Source organism: Acinetobacter sp. S-1 (assembly GCF_059579785.1).
On sequence record NZ_JCAOGE010000002.1, the window covers coordinates 109362 to 126637 of the forward strand.

Below are 17276 nucleotides of genomic sequence, written 5' to 3' on the forward strand. Positions count from 1 at the left end.
AGATATTTAGCTTATCATGTCAGCCTATTTGCAACAGTGCCATATTAAATCAGTTCAAGAAGAGGCAGGCTTAAGCCTAGGAGCAGCTTACAGATATCCTGATATCATTGATAAAATTGAAATTTCAAAAAATCGTGAAATCTTAAATTCTAAAAAAGATAAGACTCTGAATGAAGTTGATAGATTACGTAAAGAAAAAGCTAAGGAGGCCTCTATGAAAGATAAATATCGTCAAGAACTTCAAATTACTAATGGTTTATTAGATAAACTTTACGCTGAACAAGCAATGCAAATGATGGCTATGTTTAACCTTTTATCAAATGAAGATAAAAAGCGTTTGTTAGAAAATGAACAAAGCCCTATTGTAAATAATTAAGACAACATTATTAAAAAAATTGATTTGTTAGTATGCAAAAAAATAGAAATTCTTGGCTAAACTAAATTATAGATGGATTGTATTTAAGAACAAATTTTAGAGAAGTCTACATCCAATTAATAGTTGTTAACTTAATAATTTTATTATATAAATATTTCATTACTTTAATTTTATGAAATTAGTAACATGACAAGAATAACCCTAAAACTGCCTCAGTATGAATTAGCAAGAAAAAAAATTGCATCAAATTATATGCAACAGATAGGACTGCCTGAAACGATTATCAATGCTTTTGTAGAACTTGATACTGAAAATAAAAATTACTGGAAGATTTTGACTGATTTAGATACACCTTTTGATGTGATGTGTGCTGAAAAAACAGGAGGTTTTAACTTGGTAAACTAAACACACTCATCAGGAGTTTACCATGAGCAAGAAACACAAGACTTACACCACAGAATTTAAAGCTGAAGCCATCAAATTAATTGAAGCCAATCAAGGCAATGTCTCGGAAACAGCCAGACAACTTAGCATTTCAATGCAAACTCTTTCAAATTGGAATACCAAAGCAAAGGCTGGAACTTTAGCAGGTACAAAACAGTATTCACCTGATCTAAACGCTCTACTCGAAGAAAATAAAAAACTCAAACAACAGCTCAAAATAGCTGAAATGGAACGTGAATTTTTAAAAAAGGCAGCAGCGTACTTTGCCAAAGAAAGTCAGTAAGGTACGCCTATATGAAACAAAAAAGATATTCTTTTCCAATTACCTTAATGGCTCGATTACTTCATGTTTCAGTTTCATGTTTTTATGATTGGCCCAAGAGAGGCGTGAGCAAAAGAACGATTCAACGAAATCAACAGACGATATTGGTGAAAATAGCCCATGAGGAGACAAAGCAGAGCTATGGTTATATTCGATTAACCAAATACTTACAAGCTCAGGGCATAAAAATGAGTATGTACGCTGTACGTCAGATAAAAGCGCTGAACCACCTGTATTGTAAGCGACACAAGCGTTTTAAAAGGACTACGAATAGTGACCATAATCGAGCGATCTATGAAAACCTGCTGGAGCAACAATTCTCAATGACTAGACCAAATCAAGCATGGTCAAGTGATATTACGTACATATGGACTGTTGAAGGATGGCTGTACTTAGCAGCGGTAAAAGACCTTTACACGAAGCAAGTGGTTGGCTATAGCTTAAATGAGCGCATGACAACACAGCTTGTTTGTAATGCGCTAAATATGGCTATTCACAATCAAAAACCAACCAAAGAACTGATTGTGCATTCAGACAGAGGAAGTCAATATTGCAGCCATGAATATCGAAATATACTTGAGCAATATGGTTTTCAAGGTTCAATGAGCAAGCGCGGAGACTGTTACGATAATGCACCGATTGAAAGCTTTTGGGGAATACTGAAAAATGAGTTAGTGCATCATTACAACTATCAAACCAGAGAAGAAGCCAAAGCAGATATTATAAAATACATTGAATTATTTTATAATCATCGAAGAATTCAAAAGGGTTTGGGTTTTAAGACACCAAATCAAATGGCCGAAGACTTTTATAAGTTGGCTGCCTAGAATCTCCCAAGGGAAAGTCTCCTGATAATTCAGCGTATATCATTTGGGGATGTTCACAAAAGAAAGGAAAGATTTGGTCACCAAAAGCAGGGAATCTTGTTGATTGGCAAGAATGGAGTCAGAATGCTTGGGATAAAATTCACTCTGAAGATGAAATAGATGTGAATAATTTAGTTAAAGACTTTCTAAAACCAATTCGAATTAATAAAGCGTATAAATATTACCCTCTGTTTGCAGAATGGGGAGAAACGCTACAAAATGCATTTGAAGATAAAGTAAATATTTTGTTTGATCAGACAGAAATTCCTTTGTTTTTAGCTGATCTAAACGTTTTTAAGGATGAATCTGAGCAACTTTATATAAAAATCTATACAGAAGATCTCTTTGGTTTATATCGCTTAAATATTTCAGATCAATTTCCCTCAGGCTACATGTATGAACATGTTGAAGGAAGTTTAATATCTATTAAGACTCATAGTTCAACTATTTCTTTCGAGGAAAAAATGGTGAAAGATCCAGTTAGGATCCATTATGTTGATGGTTCAATGAGTTATAACTGTTATTTGATCCAAATAAATTTAATAGACAATACCTTCGATGTAGATGGTTTGAATCAAATTAATTGGACTGTAGATATTACTAAAGAATCAATGGGGAAAGCCCAAACTAAAAATACTGTCCAATTTCAAACTTTGAGTATGATTCAAGATCAATTTGAAATAATAATTAATGATGATGGCAGTGGTGAAATTGCTGATCTAGTCGCTTTAAGACAAGAGAATAACGAAATAATTCTAAGTTTATATCATTGTAAATATTCAAGTTCGCCTGAAGCTGGTCGAAGATTAGCTGATATGTATGAAGTTTGTGGACAAGCTCAGCGTTCTATACGTTGGAAACATGCGGGTCTAAAACACTTATTCAAACATATCAACGGTCGTAACAATAAATGGCTATCTGAAGGTTTTAGTAGATTTGTAAAAGGTGAGTTAGCTGACTTAGAAAAATATAGAAATATGGCAAATACGATGCCAATTAAATTAGAGGTAACAATTGTTCAGCCCGGCTTAAGTAAATCAGTTATTACCGAAGAGATATCAAAGTTATTAGCATGTACTGAATCGTACATAAAGAAAACAACAAGAGCTGACCTAAAAGTTTGGTGTTCGACATGAGCCTTGTTTTAATCTAATAATTGAAATGAACCAAATGCTTTATCGATTTGAACCATAGATTTAAAATGGAATCGGTTTTTTATGACTTATTTGGTTGTATTTTGATCTAGTTTTTCTATATTTTATGACTAAAATTATGACTAAAAGAAAATATAAAATAAGTCTTTAAAAATAAAGACTTATTAATCTAGTCATAATCTTGGTCACATCTTTCACCAAGGTTAAGTTTCATCCTAACCCTAAAAACAGAGAGAAACGTCGCGCGCTCTCCTATTCATAAAAAATCCATTTTATATCAGTATGTTGTGAGCACTTACACCCGAGACTGGATCGTTTTGCCTTTCATGGGAGAATGATTAAGGGCGCTAAAGTATCATCCTAATTTTCGCCCAGGCTCGAAAAATACGGTAAATGGTGAAAATAAAAATTCATCCTTTTCCGATGTTGCCCGTTCCAACACGTAAGCAGTCAGTCAGAAAAAACACATAGATCCAATCCCTAGCGAGCATTGAGCTCTCTCATCCGTGCCAACTGCTCCAACCCTTGGACGCCCTAAATGCTTACCCAAAAAAATCAACATCTTCTTTTAAAAACACAATCAAAAATGACTCCCTTATATCCATTTAACCTAAACAGCCTTCCCCCCACTGCACTAGCTAGGGCTCGTAGTTCGGCGCAAGGCTGAAGTCGCTTGACTGCTTCGCTGTGCAGATCCATGACCCACTTTCCATCAAACTCCCGGTTGTAGTTCCACAAGCATCTCGCGAGTCTTGCCGGCCCGCTCCACTAACAAGACCACAACATCTCCAACGTTCTTGTCGTCTAGCCGGGCCTGTAATGTGGTGACGTCGTCGACGGCGATACCGTCGATGCTGATAACGCGATCGCCGGGCACGATGCCGCCTGCGGTGACCTCGACGCCGACGAGCCCGGCCCTGTGCGCCACCGAGCCCGGCGTCACGCGCAATACGAATACGCCCTTACTACCGGTCAGCGCCTGCAGACGCGCGTTGAGCTGCTCATCCACCTCGATGCCCAGCGCCGGACGGATGTACTTGCCGGTCTTTATGAGTTGCGGCACCACGCGCATGACGGTATCCACCGGCACAGCGAAACCGATGCCAGCGGACGCGCCCGAAGGGCTGTAGATGGCGGTGTTGATGCCGATCAGCCGCCCAGCCGAATCGAGCAGCGGGCCGCCGGAGTTGCCGGGGTTGATAGCGGCGTCGGTCTGGATCAGGTGATCGATGGCAGGCCCGCCCCCTTCGCCGTCGAGGGTGCGGTCGAGCGCCGAGACGATGCCGGTGGTGAGCGTCCAGTCCAATCCGAAGGGATTGCCGATAGCGAACACTTTCTGCCCGACCTTGAGGTCGGCACTGGTGCCCACCGGCACAGCTGGCGGGCGCTTGAAGCCGACGCCGATCTTGAGCACGGCGATGTCGTGCTCGGGGCTGGCGCCCACCAGCGCAGCCTGATAATCGCGACCGTCGGCCAGTTTGACCGTGGCAGACGATGCCCCCTGGATGACGTGGAAGTTGGTCACCACGTGGCCGGCATCGTCCCAGATGAAGCCGGAGCCGGTGCCGCGCGGCACGGAAAAGACATTGCGCGACCAGACGTCACGCACCAGTTGCGCCGTGGTGATGTAAACCACCGACCCGCGCGATTTCTCGAACAGTTGGATGGTGGTCTGCTCGTCTGCCGCCAGATCACCACGCGGTGTCACCGTGCGCTCGGCCGCTTCGCGCGGACTGAACCAGGCTTCGATGGCAGGCAAGAACTGCCACAGCAGCATGAGTGCGGCGATGCAGCCAGTGATGACGAGCCAGCGCCGGATGAATCGGTCCGGCGCCGGGCGGCTGTTGAGATCGGGGTAGGTCATGCCATTCTCCTTGTTGAAATCAGCGCCAGACACCGCTGGCGCGCCAACGCGGTGGGCGTGGCGCCAAGGGGATGTCTGGCAGAAATGGGCTGGAATGAAGCGGTTGCGGTGCCATCGAATCAGCCAATTCCCGCAAGCGTTGGATGCGCTCTGGCGTCGCCGGATGCGTGCGCAACCAGGAGGGTTCCGGGTTGCCCCATCCGGGCAGCAGCCAGGCGCGACTCTCCCGCTCGATCTTGGCGAGCGCCAAAGCCAATCCCTGTGGGTCGCCGGTCAATTCGGCGGTGAGCCGGTCGGCGTCGAATTCGCGCACCCGCGACAAACCCAGTTGCGCCAGCAGCGCGAGCTGCGGCGAAACGGCCAGCAACAGCAGCGCCGGCCACTGGATAGCGACTGTGCCCCACAGTAAGGCCGGCAGGCTGAAGAGGAGCATGATTTGCCCCAACAAGGCCAGAAGATGGGTGAGCCGGCTGATGGAATCGGCCAGCCCCATGACACGCAAATCCTCGTTCGCAATATGCGCGATTTCGTGGCCGAGCACGCCGGTCAACTCGCGGAGCGTGAGGCTACGCAGCAGACCGTCGGTCAGCGCGATGGCCGCGTGATGCTTCGTACCGGTGGCGAAGGCGTTGACGACCCCGCTGGGCACGTAGTGCGGTACCGGCACGGCAGGCAACCCGGCCCGCGCCGCCAGTTCGCGCAACACAGCCCAAAGATCGGGCGCTTCATTCGGGTGCAGAGGGCGTGCGCCATACAGCCGCAGGGTCAGCCCGGAAGCCGCCGCCGGTTCGAGCAGCAGGGTGAACCCCGCGGCCGCCAGCGCCAGCCACAGAGCGCTGTCACCCAACAGCAGGCTGCCGGCGACGGCGGCAATCCCGAGCAGGGTCAGCACCAACAGCGCGGTTTGCAGGCGATTGAGCCAGCGATGCCGCGCGCCGGCAGCCTGCGCGTGGCGCCGATCACGATGGCTCATTTGGGCTTTCCCCAGCGGCCCGGTCATCGCGCTCGCGCAGCAGCCAGTAAGTCGCCCCGAGGGCCAGCATCGCGCCTGCGAGCGCCGCGATCTTGGCGGGGCTGGTCTCCGGGTCGAGGATCACGAACTTGCGCGCCAGGGCGATCAGCCCGATCAGGATCACCGTCTTGACTTGGATGATGCTATCGCGGCGCAAGGCCACCCGCACGATGGAATGCTTAAACTCCATGGCGATGAGCAGCGTCATGATCATGCCGAACACGGTCTGGAAGACCTTGTGATCGAGCGGATTGAACGCATCGATGACCAGCAGGCTGAAGACGATCGAGATCAGCTGCAGCAGCGAGACCACGATGATCACGGCAATGATTGCGGACAGCGCGAGCGCGATCACCTGTTCGAAGCGCTCGTAGAACGTCATCACTGCCCATTGGGCACGAAATGTTTTGATCGGGTCCAGTTGCTTTTCCTTCATCGCCATTCCTCTCAATTCTGAAATACTTGTGCGCCCACAACTTGGTTGCGCCCTTGTCTTTTTGCCTGGTAGAGCGCGCTGTCCGCCTGCTGCATCACCTGCTCGGAAGAGTTTAAGCAGACGTCAAGGGGGCCACCCCCATGCTGGCGCTATAGCTGATCGACACCTCTCCACACACCACCGCTGTCGTCGCAACGTCTTGACGAAATCGCTCCGCCCATACTTGGGCGTCTTCAATCGATGCCGCTTCCAACAACACAGCGAATTCCTCCCCCCAATCCGGGCAGCCATGTCGGTTGCGCGAATGTGTTCCCTCAACCGTGCAGCAAAGTGCTTGAGCACCTCATCGCCGCACCCGTGTCCATATAGTAAGCACGCAAAAAAACCAATACAATACCGATATGAGTTATCCAATACATTTTAGAAAGAAAATATTAGCCAAGCTTGAAGAAGGCCAATCTATTCGAGCGGTTGCTCAGCACTTCGAAATTGATAAAAATACAATTGTCGAATGGAAAAAAGCGAATCGAAATAAAAAGAACTCGACCAAGAAAACCATCTAAAGTTGATGATGATGCCTTACGTGCAGATGTTGAGCAATATCCTGATGATTATCAATATGAACGCGCTGCTCGTTTTGGTTGTGGTATTTCTACAATTGGAGATGCGCTCAAGGATCTAAATATCACAGTTAAAAAAAGACCTTACTGCACCCGAAAGCAAAAACAGAACTCAGAGAGCAGTATTTAAAAGATTTAAACCGATTAAGGTATCAACACCCAATCATCTATCTTGATGAAAGTGGATTTAAATCTCATGAACATAGACCTCATGGTTATTCAAAACAGGGAAATCCTTGTTATGGAACATATAATTGGCAATGGCTTTGTTGCACAAACCTATCTCTAAAGGCTTATTCCACAATATAATTTTCAAATGAATAAGTCGACACCTAAAATTTATCGCACAACCAATTGGTCTTCATATAACCGAGCTCTCATTAATCGTGGAAATATTGCCATTTGGTTTGATCCTGCTACGCAATGGTATGCCCCATCAAAAGGCAAACAAGGACGAAATCAAACTTACTCCGACGCAGCTATCCAATGCTGCCTAATGATTAAATCTCTCTTCCGATTGTCTTTACGCATGGTCACTGGCTTTGTTCAAAGTCTCATCCATCTTTGTGGGTTAAATTGGATAGCGCCAGACTACACTACAATTTGTAGACGACAACAGCATATTGATATTGTGATTAGCTATCAAAAAAGTTGTGATGGACTGTATCTAATCGTTGACTCTACAGGTCTGAAATTCTTAGGTGAGGGTGAATGGAAGCGTAAAAAACATCAGTCTGAATATCGTCGCCAATGGCGTAAATTACATATGGGTATAGATGCTAAAACCTTACAAATACGCGCTGTTCAGCTCACAACCAACAATGTGAGTGATTCACAGGTACTTGGTGATTTACTCGATCAGATTCCACAAGATGAGAGAGTTGACTCCGTCTATACCGATGGAGCTTATGATACCAAACAGTGCCGACAGGTCATTGCGGATCGGCAAGCACATGCAGTGATTCCACCAAGAAAAAATGCGAAGCCATGGAAAGATAAAAAGATGAGCTCGCTAGAACGCAATGAGTTGCTTCGAACAGTTAAACGTTTAGGAAGAACTATTTGGAAGAAATGGTCAGGCTATCATCGGCGAAGTTTGGTTGAAACCAAGATGCATTGCATCAAATTATTGGGGGATAAACTCAGTGCGAGAAATTTTCAAAGCCAAGTCAATGAGATTCATGCACGTATGGCAGTATTAAATAAATTTACGGACTTAGGCAGACCACATACCCGAGTTGTCACTTAAATTTGGCTCAATTAGGATCGCTTCTATCTTTCAAACCTTTATGCAACAAAGCCCTATTAAAGTGCAATTTTGGTACTATTCAGCCTTATGGTGGAATAAATATAAAAATAAACACTTTTAAGTGACAGTTCTTCCACCTTTGATAATTCATCTGTGTCGCTCAAGCAATCAATTTGAAAGTAGGAATAGCCTACAGCACCACTAAAGTGGAATTACTCAACATATACTCCACCATTAAAGTGACAAGCCTTCCACCATTCCGATATTCTTGACTATCAAACATCATGTTATCAATTAAATTTTATACAAATATTTTATCCACAGAATAAAAAACATCTAATGACAAGTCTTCCACCTTTATTTCAATAAAAACAAACTTATCAACATCACAAGCAGTTGAATTGTATTGTTTTAAATTAAAAAATACACATTAAAATAAATCACAATGACAAGTCTTCCACCATAGTGACAAACCTTCCACTTATCAGTGACAAACCTTCCACTTATTAGTGACAAACCTTCCACTTATCAGTGACAGGCCTTCCACTTATTAGTGACAAACCTTCCACTTTAAAAAATCTATCTAATTGTTTTTTAAACAAATAAAACTTGTTTAATTATAATTAACTAATTAATACTAATTAAAATTAGCTAGCTATATTTTTTAAAAAAGTTAAGAAATGTTTTTCCCACATCTTTTGAATTCAAAAGATAAAAATATGACAAAGGAACTGTAGCAAGTTGCTACAAATATCTTTATATTAAATGAAATCAAAGTAAATTCCTTAAGACAAATATGTCAACTAAAATCATTGCTGTAGCTAATCATAAAGGTGGTTGCGGGAAAACAACTACTGTAGTACATCTTGCTTCAGAGCTTGCTGAATTAGGAAATAAGGTCTTAGTAATTGATCTGGATCCACAAGCAAATGCAAGTTTACATATAGGATTAAGACACCCTAGCGAAGTTGAAACTACATCAGCTGAATTACTTATTGGTGATATAAGTCTATTATCGGAAGCATTAGAAGAAGAAACAAAATTTAAAAATGTTTCCTTAATATATGGCTCATTAACTCTTGGTAAAACTGAAGATCAATTGAAAGATGATGCACCAAGACCATCCGAGGAACTTTCAAATAAATTGGAAATTCTAGAAGGATTATATGACTACATTCTTATTGATTGCCCTCCTAGCTTAAAATTACTAACCAGCAATGCTTTAGCCGCTTCGACACATGTTATTGTTCCAATTGAATCTGGTTCACAATACGGTCTCTATGGTGTTACTGATTTAATTAATCATTTAAGTAAAATTAGAAGAGTTAACCCTGAATTAGAACTCTTAGGTGCTTTATTAATTAAACATGATGAGCGTCAGAATGTATGTAAATTAATAAAAGATGAAGCATTTAATCAAGTTGGAGAATTATTGCATACCACAATTCCAATGAGCACTAAGGTTAATCAAGCTGCAATTTTGCAACGACCTTTATTATCTGTTGATAAAAACTCAAAAGTTCGAAAAGCTTTTGAAACTTTAGCACAAGAAATTGTTCAGCGTGTCGGATAATATAATTCTGGAAATACTATGGTAAGTAATAAAGAGCTATTGGCTAAACGTCTTCAGCAAAATACTCAAAAGCATCAACATGCCCAAAAGGAGCATATTAACGATGTCAAAGAGCTAAGACGTAATGTACAAATTACAGATATTCAGGCTAGCCCTAACCAGCCTCGAAAACTCTTTAATCAACAAGATATTGAAGATTTAGCAGCATCAATTGAAGAAATTGGGCTATTACAACCAATTGCAGTTCGTAGAATAAATGATAAATATGAGTTGATTGCTGGTGAAAGACGATTGAAAGCCCACCAATTTCTCAATAAGAATACCATTGAAGTAATCATTATTGATGCATCGGATGAAGAAGCTGCTTTATTAACATTAGCTGAAAATTTAAAGCGAGAAGATCTGACAGATTATGAAATATATGTTGGATTAACTTCTTTGGATGAAAAATTAAAAAAAAATAAGCAGAAGTTAGCAAAGTCATTAGGTTTGAATCGTGAAGATATGTATAAATATTTATCTTATGAAAAATTACCTGGAGAGTTGATTGAAGATTTGGAGAAACAGCCGTCATTATTAGCACGGACCGCTGCTACAGCAGTGAAAAAGTTTCTATCAGATCATGATGAAAACCATGAAAAAGCTAAAGAAGCATTATTCGAAGCATGGTCAAAATTGCTTAAAAAAGAAGTTGAACAGACAAAACTGGCATCACTAGCTGAAAAAATCTTTAAGTCAAGAGAAACGAAAGAAGTAATTCAAACTTCAATTGTACATAAAATTGAATATGATGGGAAAGTTGCTGGTAATATCAAATTTGACCATAATACATTAAAGGTATCTTTAAAAATGGGCCAATTTGATGATCAAAATTTACAAGAATTAAAAGCTTTCCTAAAACGAATGTTAGAAAAATAAAGTAAAAAAATAGTGTAGCAAGTTGCTACACTATTTTTTGCAATTAGGAAAATTTATATAAGTAGTCATAATAATATTTTCATAAATTTGTCATGTAAATTGAATGTTTAAAGCGTATTTTTCGACCATCCTAAGATGAGTTGATGCAATGCTTTGGCATAGGCTTTGTTGCATAAAGCCTTTGAAGGTAAAGTTTTCCTAAGTTGCTAAAATTTAGGTTACAACTTGGGTATGAGGTCTGCCTAATTCTGTAAATTTATTTAATACGGCTACACGTGCATGGATCTCATTCACTTGGCTGTCAAAATTCCTTGAGTAGAGTTTATCGCCTAATAATTTGATGCAATGCATCTTGGTTTCGACCAAACTTCGCCGATGATAACCAGACCACTTTTTCCAAAGGGCTCTTCCTAGACGCTTAACTGTTTTTAGTAATTCATTTCTCTCTTGCGAATGAACTTTTGTATCTTTCCACGGTTTCGCATTTTTTCTTGGCGGAATCACCGCATATGCTTGACGATCTGAGATCACTCGTCTGCAGCATTTAGTGTCATAGGCTCCATCGGTATAGACAGAATCTACTCGCTCATCAAGTGGTATTTGACCAAGTAAATCACCGAGCACCTGTGAATCACTGATATTGTTCGTTGTGAGCTGAACTGCACGTATTTGCAGCGTTTCAGCATCTATACCAATGTGAAGCTTACGCCATTGTCGACGATATTCAGGCTGATGTTTCTTCCGTTTCCATTCACCTTCGCCCAAAAACTTTAAACCAGTTGAATCTACGAGTAGATGTAGACCATTGCTACTTTTTTGGTAGCTAATCGCAATATCAATATGTTTTTGTCTTCTGCAAAGCGTCGTATAGTCTGGCGCTGTCCAATCTAATCCGCAAAGTTTAATCAGGCTTTGTACAAAGCCAGTGACCATGCGTAGAGAAAGACGAAATATGGATTTAATCATTAAGCAGCATTGGATGGCTGTATCGGAATAAGTTTGATTTCGACCATGTTGGCTTTTTGGTTGAGCATACCATTGTGTTTTGGGATCAAACCAAATGGCAATATTCCCACGATTAATGAGAGCTCGGTTGTATGTGGGCCAATTGGTTGTACGGTAGATTTTAGGTGTAGGCTTATTCATCTCAAAATTATATTGTGGAATAAGCCTTTAGAGATAGGTTTGTGCAACAAAGCCTTTGGCATAAGAAAAAATTTAATAAAAAATTAATAAGTTTGGCATGGTGTAGTTTGGGCACAGTTATTTTGACGGGCTGTCAAAGTCCTGCTTTAGTTCAATCAACTTCTACTTCAGTACAACCATCAAAACAGCCTCAACGTGTGGTTTTTTTCTTGGGAGATGGAATGGGTATCACGACACTAACAGCTGTACGAATTTATGCTGTTGGTGAAGATTGCCAACTGCCAATAGATCAACTGCCAGAGTCAGCATTTGTTCGTACTTTCTCAGAAGTTGCACAGGTTACAGATAGCGCACCATCGATGGGTGCCTATATGACAGGTGTAAAAATGAAAAATGAAGTGATATCCATGCAGACTGGAACAATTGCAGTAGAACCAAATCAGACCGGAAATCATCAATGTGGAACCAATCCTCAGATCCAAAATAAGCAAGACACCCAAACTTTACTCGAATTGGCCAAAGCACGAGGTTGGGGTACAGGGGTAGTCACAACAACTCGCATTACGCATGCTACACCAGCATCGACTTATGCTCATATTTGTCATCGTGATGCTGAAAATGACATAGCATCCCAATTAGTACCAAGTTCGCAAGGTGATATCTATCAGCGTTATAACGTCAAATTAAAAGATGGGGTTGATGTGATTCTAGGCGGGGGTAAGCGTCAATTTCTGCCGAAAGATCAAGGGGGAGAACGGATAGACCAACGGAATTTGATCGCAGAAATGCAACAAGCAGGCTATCGAATGGTCTATGATCAAACTCAACTCTCCCAGATGAAGTTAGGAAAGATAACACTAAATATAAAAAAAATGGAATAAATAATTTACAAAGTTATTATTTTTAATCTGATGTTTGTTTTATATGGGGATGATAATAACTTCTGATTACTAGTTTTTACCTTAAATATAACGATTGAAAGATTCATTTAAAGGCTATGAATACATGAGTTTTACAGTTTGGCTAGGTCAGCATGAGTACTTTTCGCAAGATTTAAGATCGACCATGAACGTGATTAAGTTATAGGGGATTGATGAAATAGTTTTTATGAATTTCTGGCTTTCTGGGCTGATTTTATCAAATTCATGTCTATGCAAAATTGCGACATATTTCTCGTGCTGGTAGTTATCCAGAGTTTGGTCTGTATCTATCCATAGTGCAGACCTTTTTTTTGGTGATAGTTTTTTCTTAGCGATTTTCGATCTGGATGTAGTGATTTCACGCTTGCAGAACGTATCTTGGCGGTGATCCATCTAATATTCGTGATTATAAAGCGAGCTAATTCACAGGTTCTACAGATTATGTAGCGACTAACTATAAGTTGATGGTTGGCGCTTAGTTTATATTTACGCTTAGGTTTCAGTTAAAAAATCAATATTTTGTTGAATTCGTGATTGAATCATCTCTAGGGTAGATTCTCGAATTTGATGAGGATACAGGCGTTGCGCAATTTGACTAAATTGAAGTGCAATTTCATGCATGGCCAAGATGATCTCATCGACTTCTAGAGTAGTCAGATTCGCTTCTGAAGTACCGAGTTTATGTATGTCATTTCGAGAAATATTGAGCGCTTCTCCCATAATGTCCATTTGATGATAACCACCTGGACCTTCACAGAAGGTCACATCATAGGCTGGAGCCAATTTCCATTGACCATTTTTTGCCATGAGAAAAGAAAAATTCTTGGTATGGTCATCCCGATTATTGAAAAGTACATTAAACACAGCACGTTTAAAAGTATGCAGCCTTTCCGCACATCTTGCGTACACATCAAGGTTGCCCGAAGAAAATTGCGATAGTCTAGGCTACCTGGAACTTTATAGTCTGCTCCGGTATATGCAGCCAAACTCTGCATTGGAATCCGCATGCCATTTTGACGGTCGAATCGTTTAGAAGCAAAAGCCATTAAACCATTGGGCAAATTAAAAAAATGGGTGTCTGGAGTCTCGATTGCACAAAGTCGCAAACATTTTGCATAGACGGCTTCAATGGCGCAGACTTCAGGATACTCTTGCTGAGCAGGAAACTTAATCAGCCAGGCTTCATTTTGATCAGAAGCTTGCGTCGAAAACTCAAAATTGACAGGATTTCGGTAAACCAATGCTTTGGATCTGGCACCTTGGGGGGAGCCACCCATGACCAGCAAATGTTGTAAAAAATTCGCCACCTTCTCCTTTGAGGACTTCTTGGACTTCCTGTGCCAATTGCGGCAGGGGAATATTCTCTGAAGTTTGCATCTCTGCGACACAGGGTTCAAAGGAGAGAGCACCCATTGCATGGGTGCTAATATAAGTTAGACGTTCCAAAGGGCTGATTCGTGCCGGATGCAGTCCAATTTTTCGAAAATATCGATCCATTAATAACATGCCCCAACCATCCGGCAAAGCATCATAGACTGGACCAGGTAATCCCATTTGATAAGTAGGAAAACCCTGTCTCAGTGGTAGACCTTTTAAAGGGAGTAAATAAGAAGAGAGCTGAACACCTCGCTGTATTGCTTCTGGACTATATTCAAAAGCAATAGTGGGTCTACCTGTGGTGGCTGTTGAACTAATCAGCGTTCCCCATAACCATGATTCGCCCCAACCATTGTAATAAACATTAAGACTGTTGAGCATTATCCCTTCCTCTTAATACGCTGGTGCTTACTTTGACTTTCATAGCGTAGAATATCTTTTACACTGTTAAGCTGAGGTTGAAACAGCTCCTGAAGTTTGTTTAATCGACCCAAGACCATTGCAATACGGACTAAATTTTCAACAGATACATTTCGTGCCGCTTCAAGATTCGAAACCGTATTCACGCCGACACCAGCGCGTGCTGCAACCTCAGCTTGAGACATCTCCAAAAAGAGTCGTTGCTTACGTAAACGCTCACCTAAAAGCGTCACGACTTCTTCGGGTTTAGTGAAATATAAATCCATTAAATTGGGTCTTAAACTTTAATAATTTAATTAAACCACAAAATAATGGAATTAATTTATAGCTATAGTGTGGTTGAGGAGGGCTTTGTTGCACAGCACTTCGGAAGGTAGGTTTGGTCCTTGGGTATCGGTTACAGAAATTCATCAGGATGTACTTTGACTGATTGTTGATAAGGAAATCACAGTATTTTCATTTTTCCTTTTTGGTCACATTACTTAGAAAGGGTTCTTCGAAAAGTAGTTCATATTTTAAAAATCTTATAAATATTGAGGATTTTTTCTTAAATGCTTTCAACATAGCATGCGGCGATATGTAACTCGTACGGGCTTAATCTGCCTTTTAGTGTAAATTTTTTGGGCATGAGAGGGGCAGAGGTGTGGGGGCAAGCAATTTATATCGTGGATACTTCTAAATCATTTATGTAATAGAATGAGCTAAGCATGGATTTAGGGTAATAACACTAAATCTAAAAAAATTGGAAGAATAATTTATTAAATTATTGTTTTTATGTGGTTGTTAGTGAAGTTATGAATAATAATAACTTTTTTCTTGATGAGTTTTATCTAAAAAATTGATCGGATAATTTCTTTAAATGTCATGTATCCATAAATTTGACAGTTTGAAGATATCGGTATGTGCATTTTTCACAAGGTTAAAGATTGACCATAAATGTGATAAACGGTAGGGGATCATTGAAAAATGAATGGATTTAAACACTACATGTATGCAGGAAAAAATATCGCTGCGGTTCTGCTGACAGGCTGTATTGAGCATTGAATGCAAATGATGTAGTGATTGTCTACATGCTATAAGACCAGCATGATGAAGAATGAAATGTAGTTGCCAATATCTAACCTGGGTTGAAAAGTATAGCGTTGTTATTTGGAGAAGTGAGGTGAGCCATCCTTCTCTTATTCACTTAAAATGATACTTACTCAACTGATCTCCACTCATGGGCTGGTTCCAATTAGACGGATAATAACTTCCATCCCCTATTTTTACTTACCACATTTCTTGCATTTAATCCCTTCTTTGGAGATGTGATTCAGCATCACCGTTGCCAATTGAATCAAATCAATGGCATTGTTCGTTGGTTCAAGAAAAGCAGAAGAGGCTGCTTTATTGCAAAAGAGAACATTCGGATCAAATGGATTGGATTACACAAAAGCCATAAAATAGCCATAGATCAATTCACTTGCATGTAATCTGTAACATCCATTCAGGTCATCAGACATTGATTAATCACTAAACACCATAAATTTATGTATAGGCGAACTTTTTTGAGACATATGTTGATAAAAATGCGGCAAGTTACATTGCTTAAAGGTCTATCTAAGTTAACGATCTATTCAATTCTGGATAAGTAATCTGCATATTACGATCCTAAATTACCCGAAGAGTATTAAGATTTTTAAGAATCGTGTTTGTTGGTTTATTTGGGAAATTAATCAGTGGATTGAAGCAAAGATGATGGCTCATTAAGGATTGTGGGCTCTGACTACTTAAATTTTAGGTATTTTGAATAAAGCATATTTCAAAAATCTGAATTAATGGATTTAAATTACCATAAAAACCTTCAATATTGGCTTGAATCCATTGTTGTTGAGAGTCAATGCGAGACCAATCAATACCATAACCACAATGAGCAATCAGATGCTCAAAGAAAATCCGTTGTGTACGTCCATTACCTTCACGGAATGGGTGTATGACATTAAGCTCACAATACAAGTCGGCAAGTTGAGGAATTAGTTGTTGCGGTGCTAAGCCTTGAAAGTACTTTTTTTTCTTGAATTGATTTAAGTAATTTATTGGTTTCAATTTCAATACGGGAAAAAATTACAAAAACGGGTGTCACCTTTGGAAATACGATTTGTCTTAACTTTCCTGCCCAGTCGTATAAGTCGCCAGAGAGCTGCGCATGAATTAATTTTTAAGTATTGTAAGTCGTAAGGTGGTTCAGCATATTCAATTAAGTTACTTGCCAATCCAGACAGTGCTAGTTCAGCTTGTTCTAAAATTTGTTCATCACGAATATTGAGTTTGTTCTTTAGGATATTTGTGCCAGGGTAACAATACAGGCTGTCACCCATTTCCCCATACATGTACCTGACTAACGTTTCGGGTTGCGAATACTTCTTATATTTTTGCAAGATTTCAGCTTTACTTTGTTGAGTTGTTTGAGCTGTCGTTGTAATGCCTTCAAGCTTTAGGCTGGCTTGATAGTTTTGCACACGTGTCGCTTGAATATATTTTTTTCTGTTCAGTGGTTCTGAGCAATTCGAAACTCCATTGATGCTACACGTGAAGTAAGT

General features: G+C 40.7%; 13 protein-coding genes and 6 pseudogenes. 9 read left to right on the forward strand and 10 right to left on the reverse strand.

The features are described from left to right. Nucleotides 1–16: 16 nt before the first annotated feature. From AC52J8_RS18915 to AC52J8_RS18930, 4 genes are all read left to right on the forward strand, one after another. On the forward strand, nucleotides 17–376 hold the full coding sequence (locus tag AC52J8_RS18915) for a hypothetical protein (protein ID WP_228142152.1): 360 nt from the start codon (nucleotides 17–19) through the stop codon (nucleotides 374–376). 186 nt (nucleotides 377–562) lie between these two features. Then, the gene (locus tag AC52J8_RS18920) at nucleotides 563–781 is read left to right on the forward strand and encodes a hypothetical protein (RefSeq protein ID WP_068550886.1); all 219 of its coding nucleotides are present in this window, start codon (nucleotides 563–565) and stop codon (nucleotides 779–781) included. A gap of 22 nt (nucleotides 782–803) precedes the next feature. Further along, a protein-coding gene (locus AC52J8_RS18925) for an IS3-like element ISAba22 family transposase (protein ID WP_085945708.1) occupies nucleotides 804–1969 on the forward strand; the annotation gives its coding sequence in 2 pieces (ribosomal slippage) (nucleotides 804–1062 and nucleotides 1062–1969; 1167 coding nt in all). Between the two features lie 161 nt (nucleotides 1970–2130). After that, nucleotides 2131–3144 (forward strand): hypothetical protein, encoded by a 1014-nt coding sequence (locus AC52J8_RS18930; protein WP_228132080.1) that lies wholly within the window; start codon nucleotides 2131–2133, stop codon nucleotides 3142–3144. A gap of 730 nt (nucleotides 3145–3874) precedes the next feature. On the opposite strand, the gene AC52J8_RS18935 is transcribed toward AC52J8_RS18930, so the two are convergent. From AC52J8_RS18935 to AC52J8_RS18950, 4 genes are all read right to left on the reverse strand, one after another. After that, on the reverse strand, nucleotides 3875–5026 hold the full coding sequence (locus AC52J8_RS18935; RefSeq protein ID WP_000221973.1) for a S1C family serine protease: 1152 nt from the start codon (nucleotides 5024–5026) through the stop codon (nucleotides 3875–3877). Nucleotides 5027–5045: 19 nt separating this feature from the next. Then, nucleotides 5046–5999, reverse strand: coding sequence for a zinc metalloprotease HtpX (locus AC52J8_RS18940; RefSeq protein ID WP_005130184.1), 954 nt, complete (start codon nucleotides 5997–5999; stop codon nucleotides 5046–5048). Beyond that, the gene (locus AC52J8_RS18945; protein ID WP_005130182.1) at nucleotides 5986–6474 is read right to left on the reverse strand and encodes a phosphate-starvation-inducible PsiE family protein; all 489 of its coding nucleotides are present in this window, start codon (nucleotides 6472–6474) and stop codon (nucleotides 5986–5988) included. The genes AC52J8_RS18940 and AC52J8_RS18945 overlap by 14 nt, the downstream gene beginning before the upstream one ends. Before the next feature lie 123 nt (nucleotides 6475–6597). Continuing rightward, nucleotides 6598–6816 carry a hypothetical protein gene (locus AC52J8_RS18950; RefSeq protein ID WP_281309337.1) on the reverse strand — a complete coding sequence of 73 codons (219 nt, stop codon included), beginning with the start codon at nucleotides 6814–6816 and terminating at the stop codon, nucleotides 6598–6600. Nucleotides 6817–6875: 59 nt separating this feature from the next. On the opposite strand from AC52J8_RS18950, the pseudogene AC52J8_RS18955 reads away from it, so the two are divergent. The 4 genes and pseudogenes from AC52J8_RS18955 to AC52J8_RS18970 all read left to right on the forward strand — a co-directional run bounded on the left by AC52J8_RS18955 (nucleotide 6876) and on the right by AC52J8_RS18970 (nucleotide 10834). Further along, nucleotides 6876–7224 (forward strand): annotated as a pseudogene (locus AC52J8_RS18955) (IS630 transposase-related protein). Between the two features lie 186 nt (nucleotides 7225–7410). After that, a complete protein-coding gene (locus AC52J8_RS18960) occupies nucleotides 7411–8343 on the forward strand; it encodes an IS5-like element ISAba13 family transposase (RefSeq protein WP_005130176.1) in 933 nt (310 codons plus the stop codon). Between the two features lie 796 nt (nucleotides 8344–9139). Beyond that, a complete protein-coding gene (locus AC52J8_RS18965; RefSeq protein WP_261488854.1) occupies nucleotides 9140–9916 on the forward strand; it encodes a ParA family protein in 777 nt (258 codons plus the stop codon). Between the two features lie 18 nt (nucleotides 9917–9934). Further along, nucleotides 9935–10834 carry a ParB/RepB/Spo0J family partition protein gene (locus AC52J8_RS18970; protein WP_005130172.1) on the forward strand — a complete coding sequence of 300 codons (900 nt, stop codon included), beginning with the start codon at nucleotides 9935–9937 and terminating at the stop codon, nucleotides 10832–10834. A 213-nt stretch (nucleotides 10835–11047) separates the two neighbouring features. On the opposite strand, the gene AC52J8_RS18975 is transcribed toward AC52J8_RS18970, so the two are convergent. Next, complete coding sequence (locus AC52J8_RS18975) at nucleotides 11048–11980, reverse strand: IS5 family transposase (protein WP_001040033.1); 933 nt, start codon at nucleotides 11978–11980, stop codon at nucleotides 11048–11050. Nucleotides 11981–12201: 221 nt separating this feature from the next. Here AC52J8_RS18975 and AC52J8_RS18980 point away from each other — a divergent pair. After that, nucleotides 12202–12831 (forward strand): annotated as a pseudogene (locus tag AC52J8_RS18980) (alkaline phosphatase); the annotation flags it as partial. A 561-nt stretch (nucleotides 12832–13392) separates the two neighbouring features. On the opposite strand, the pseudogene AC52J8_RS18985 reads toward AC52J8_RS18980, so the two are convergent. From AC52J8_RS18985 to AC52J8_RS19005, 5 genes and pseudogenes are all read right to left on the reverse strand, one after another. After that, a pseudogene (locus AC52J8_RS18985) lies at nucleotides 13393–14658 on the reverse strand (type II toxin-antitoxin system HipA family toxin). Then, complete coding sequence (locus AC52J8_RS18990) at nucleotides 14658–14963, reverse strand: helix-turn-helix domain-containing protein (protein WP_005130167.1); 306 nt, start codon at nucleotides 14961–14963, stop codon at nucleotides 14658–14660. Before AC52J8_RS18990 ends, AC52J8_RS18985 begins: the two are co-directional and overlap by 1 nt. A gap of 916 nt (nucleotides 14964–15879) precedes the next feature. Then, nucleotides 15880–16136 (reverse strand): annotated as a pseudogene (locus AC52J8_RS18995) (hypothetical protein). A 337-nt stretch (nucleotides 16137–16473) separates the two neighbouring features. Further along, nucleotides 16474–17066: pseudogene (locus AC52J8_RS19000) on the reverse strand (putative adenosine monophosphate-protein transferase Fic). Between the two features lie 12 nt (nucleotides 17067–17078). Beyond that, nucleotides 17079–17241, reverse strand: a pseudogene (locus AC52J8_RS19005) (YhfG family protein); the annotation flags it as partial. Nucleotides 17242–17276 lie beyond the last annotated feature (35 nt).

Coding starts and splice junctions, on each gene's coding strand:
- AC52J8_RS18915 (WP_228142152.1), top strand. CDS start 17: ATGTCAGCCTATTTGCAACAGTGCCATATTAAATCAGTTCAAGAAGAG.
- AC52J8_RS18920 (WP_068550886.1), top strand. CDS start 563: ATGACAAGAATAACCCTAAAACTGCCTCAGTATGAATTAGCAAGAAAA.
- AC52J8_RS18935 (WP_000221973.1), bottom strand. CDS start 5,026: ATGACCTACCCCGATCTCAACAGCCGCCCGGCGCCGGACCGATTCATC.
- AC52J8_RS18940 (WP_005130184.1), bottom strand. CDS start 5,999: ATGAGCCATCGTGATCGGCGCCACGCGCAGGCTGCCGGCGCGCGGCAT.
- AC52J8_RS18945 (WP_005130182.1), bottom strand. CDS start 6,474: ATGAAGGAAAAGCAACTGGACCCGATCAAAACATTTCGTGCCCAATGG.
- AC52J8_RS18960 (WP_005130176.1), top strand. CDS start 7,411: ATGAATAAGTCGACACCTAAAATTTATCGCACAACCAATTGGTCTTCA.
- AC52J8_RS18965 (WP_261488854.1), top strand. CDS start 9,140: ATGTCAACTAAAATCATTGCTGTAGCTAATCATAAAGGTGGTTGCGGG.
- AC52J8_RS18970 (WP_005130172.1), top strand. CDS start 9,935: ATGGTAAGTAATAAAGAGCTATTGGCTAAACGTCTTCAGCAAAATACT.
- AC52J8_RS18975 (WP_001040033.1), bottom strand. CDS start 11,980: ATGAATAAGCCTACACCTAAAATCTACCGTACAACCAATTGGCCCACA.
- AC52J8_RS18990 (WP_005130167.1), bottom strand. CDS start 14,963: ATGGATTTATATTTCACTAAACCCGAAGAAGTCGTGACGCTTTTAGGT.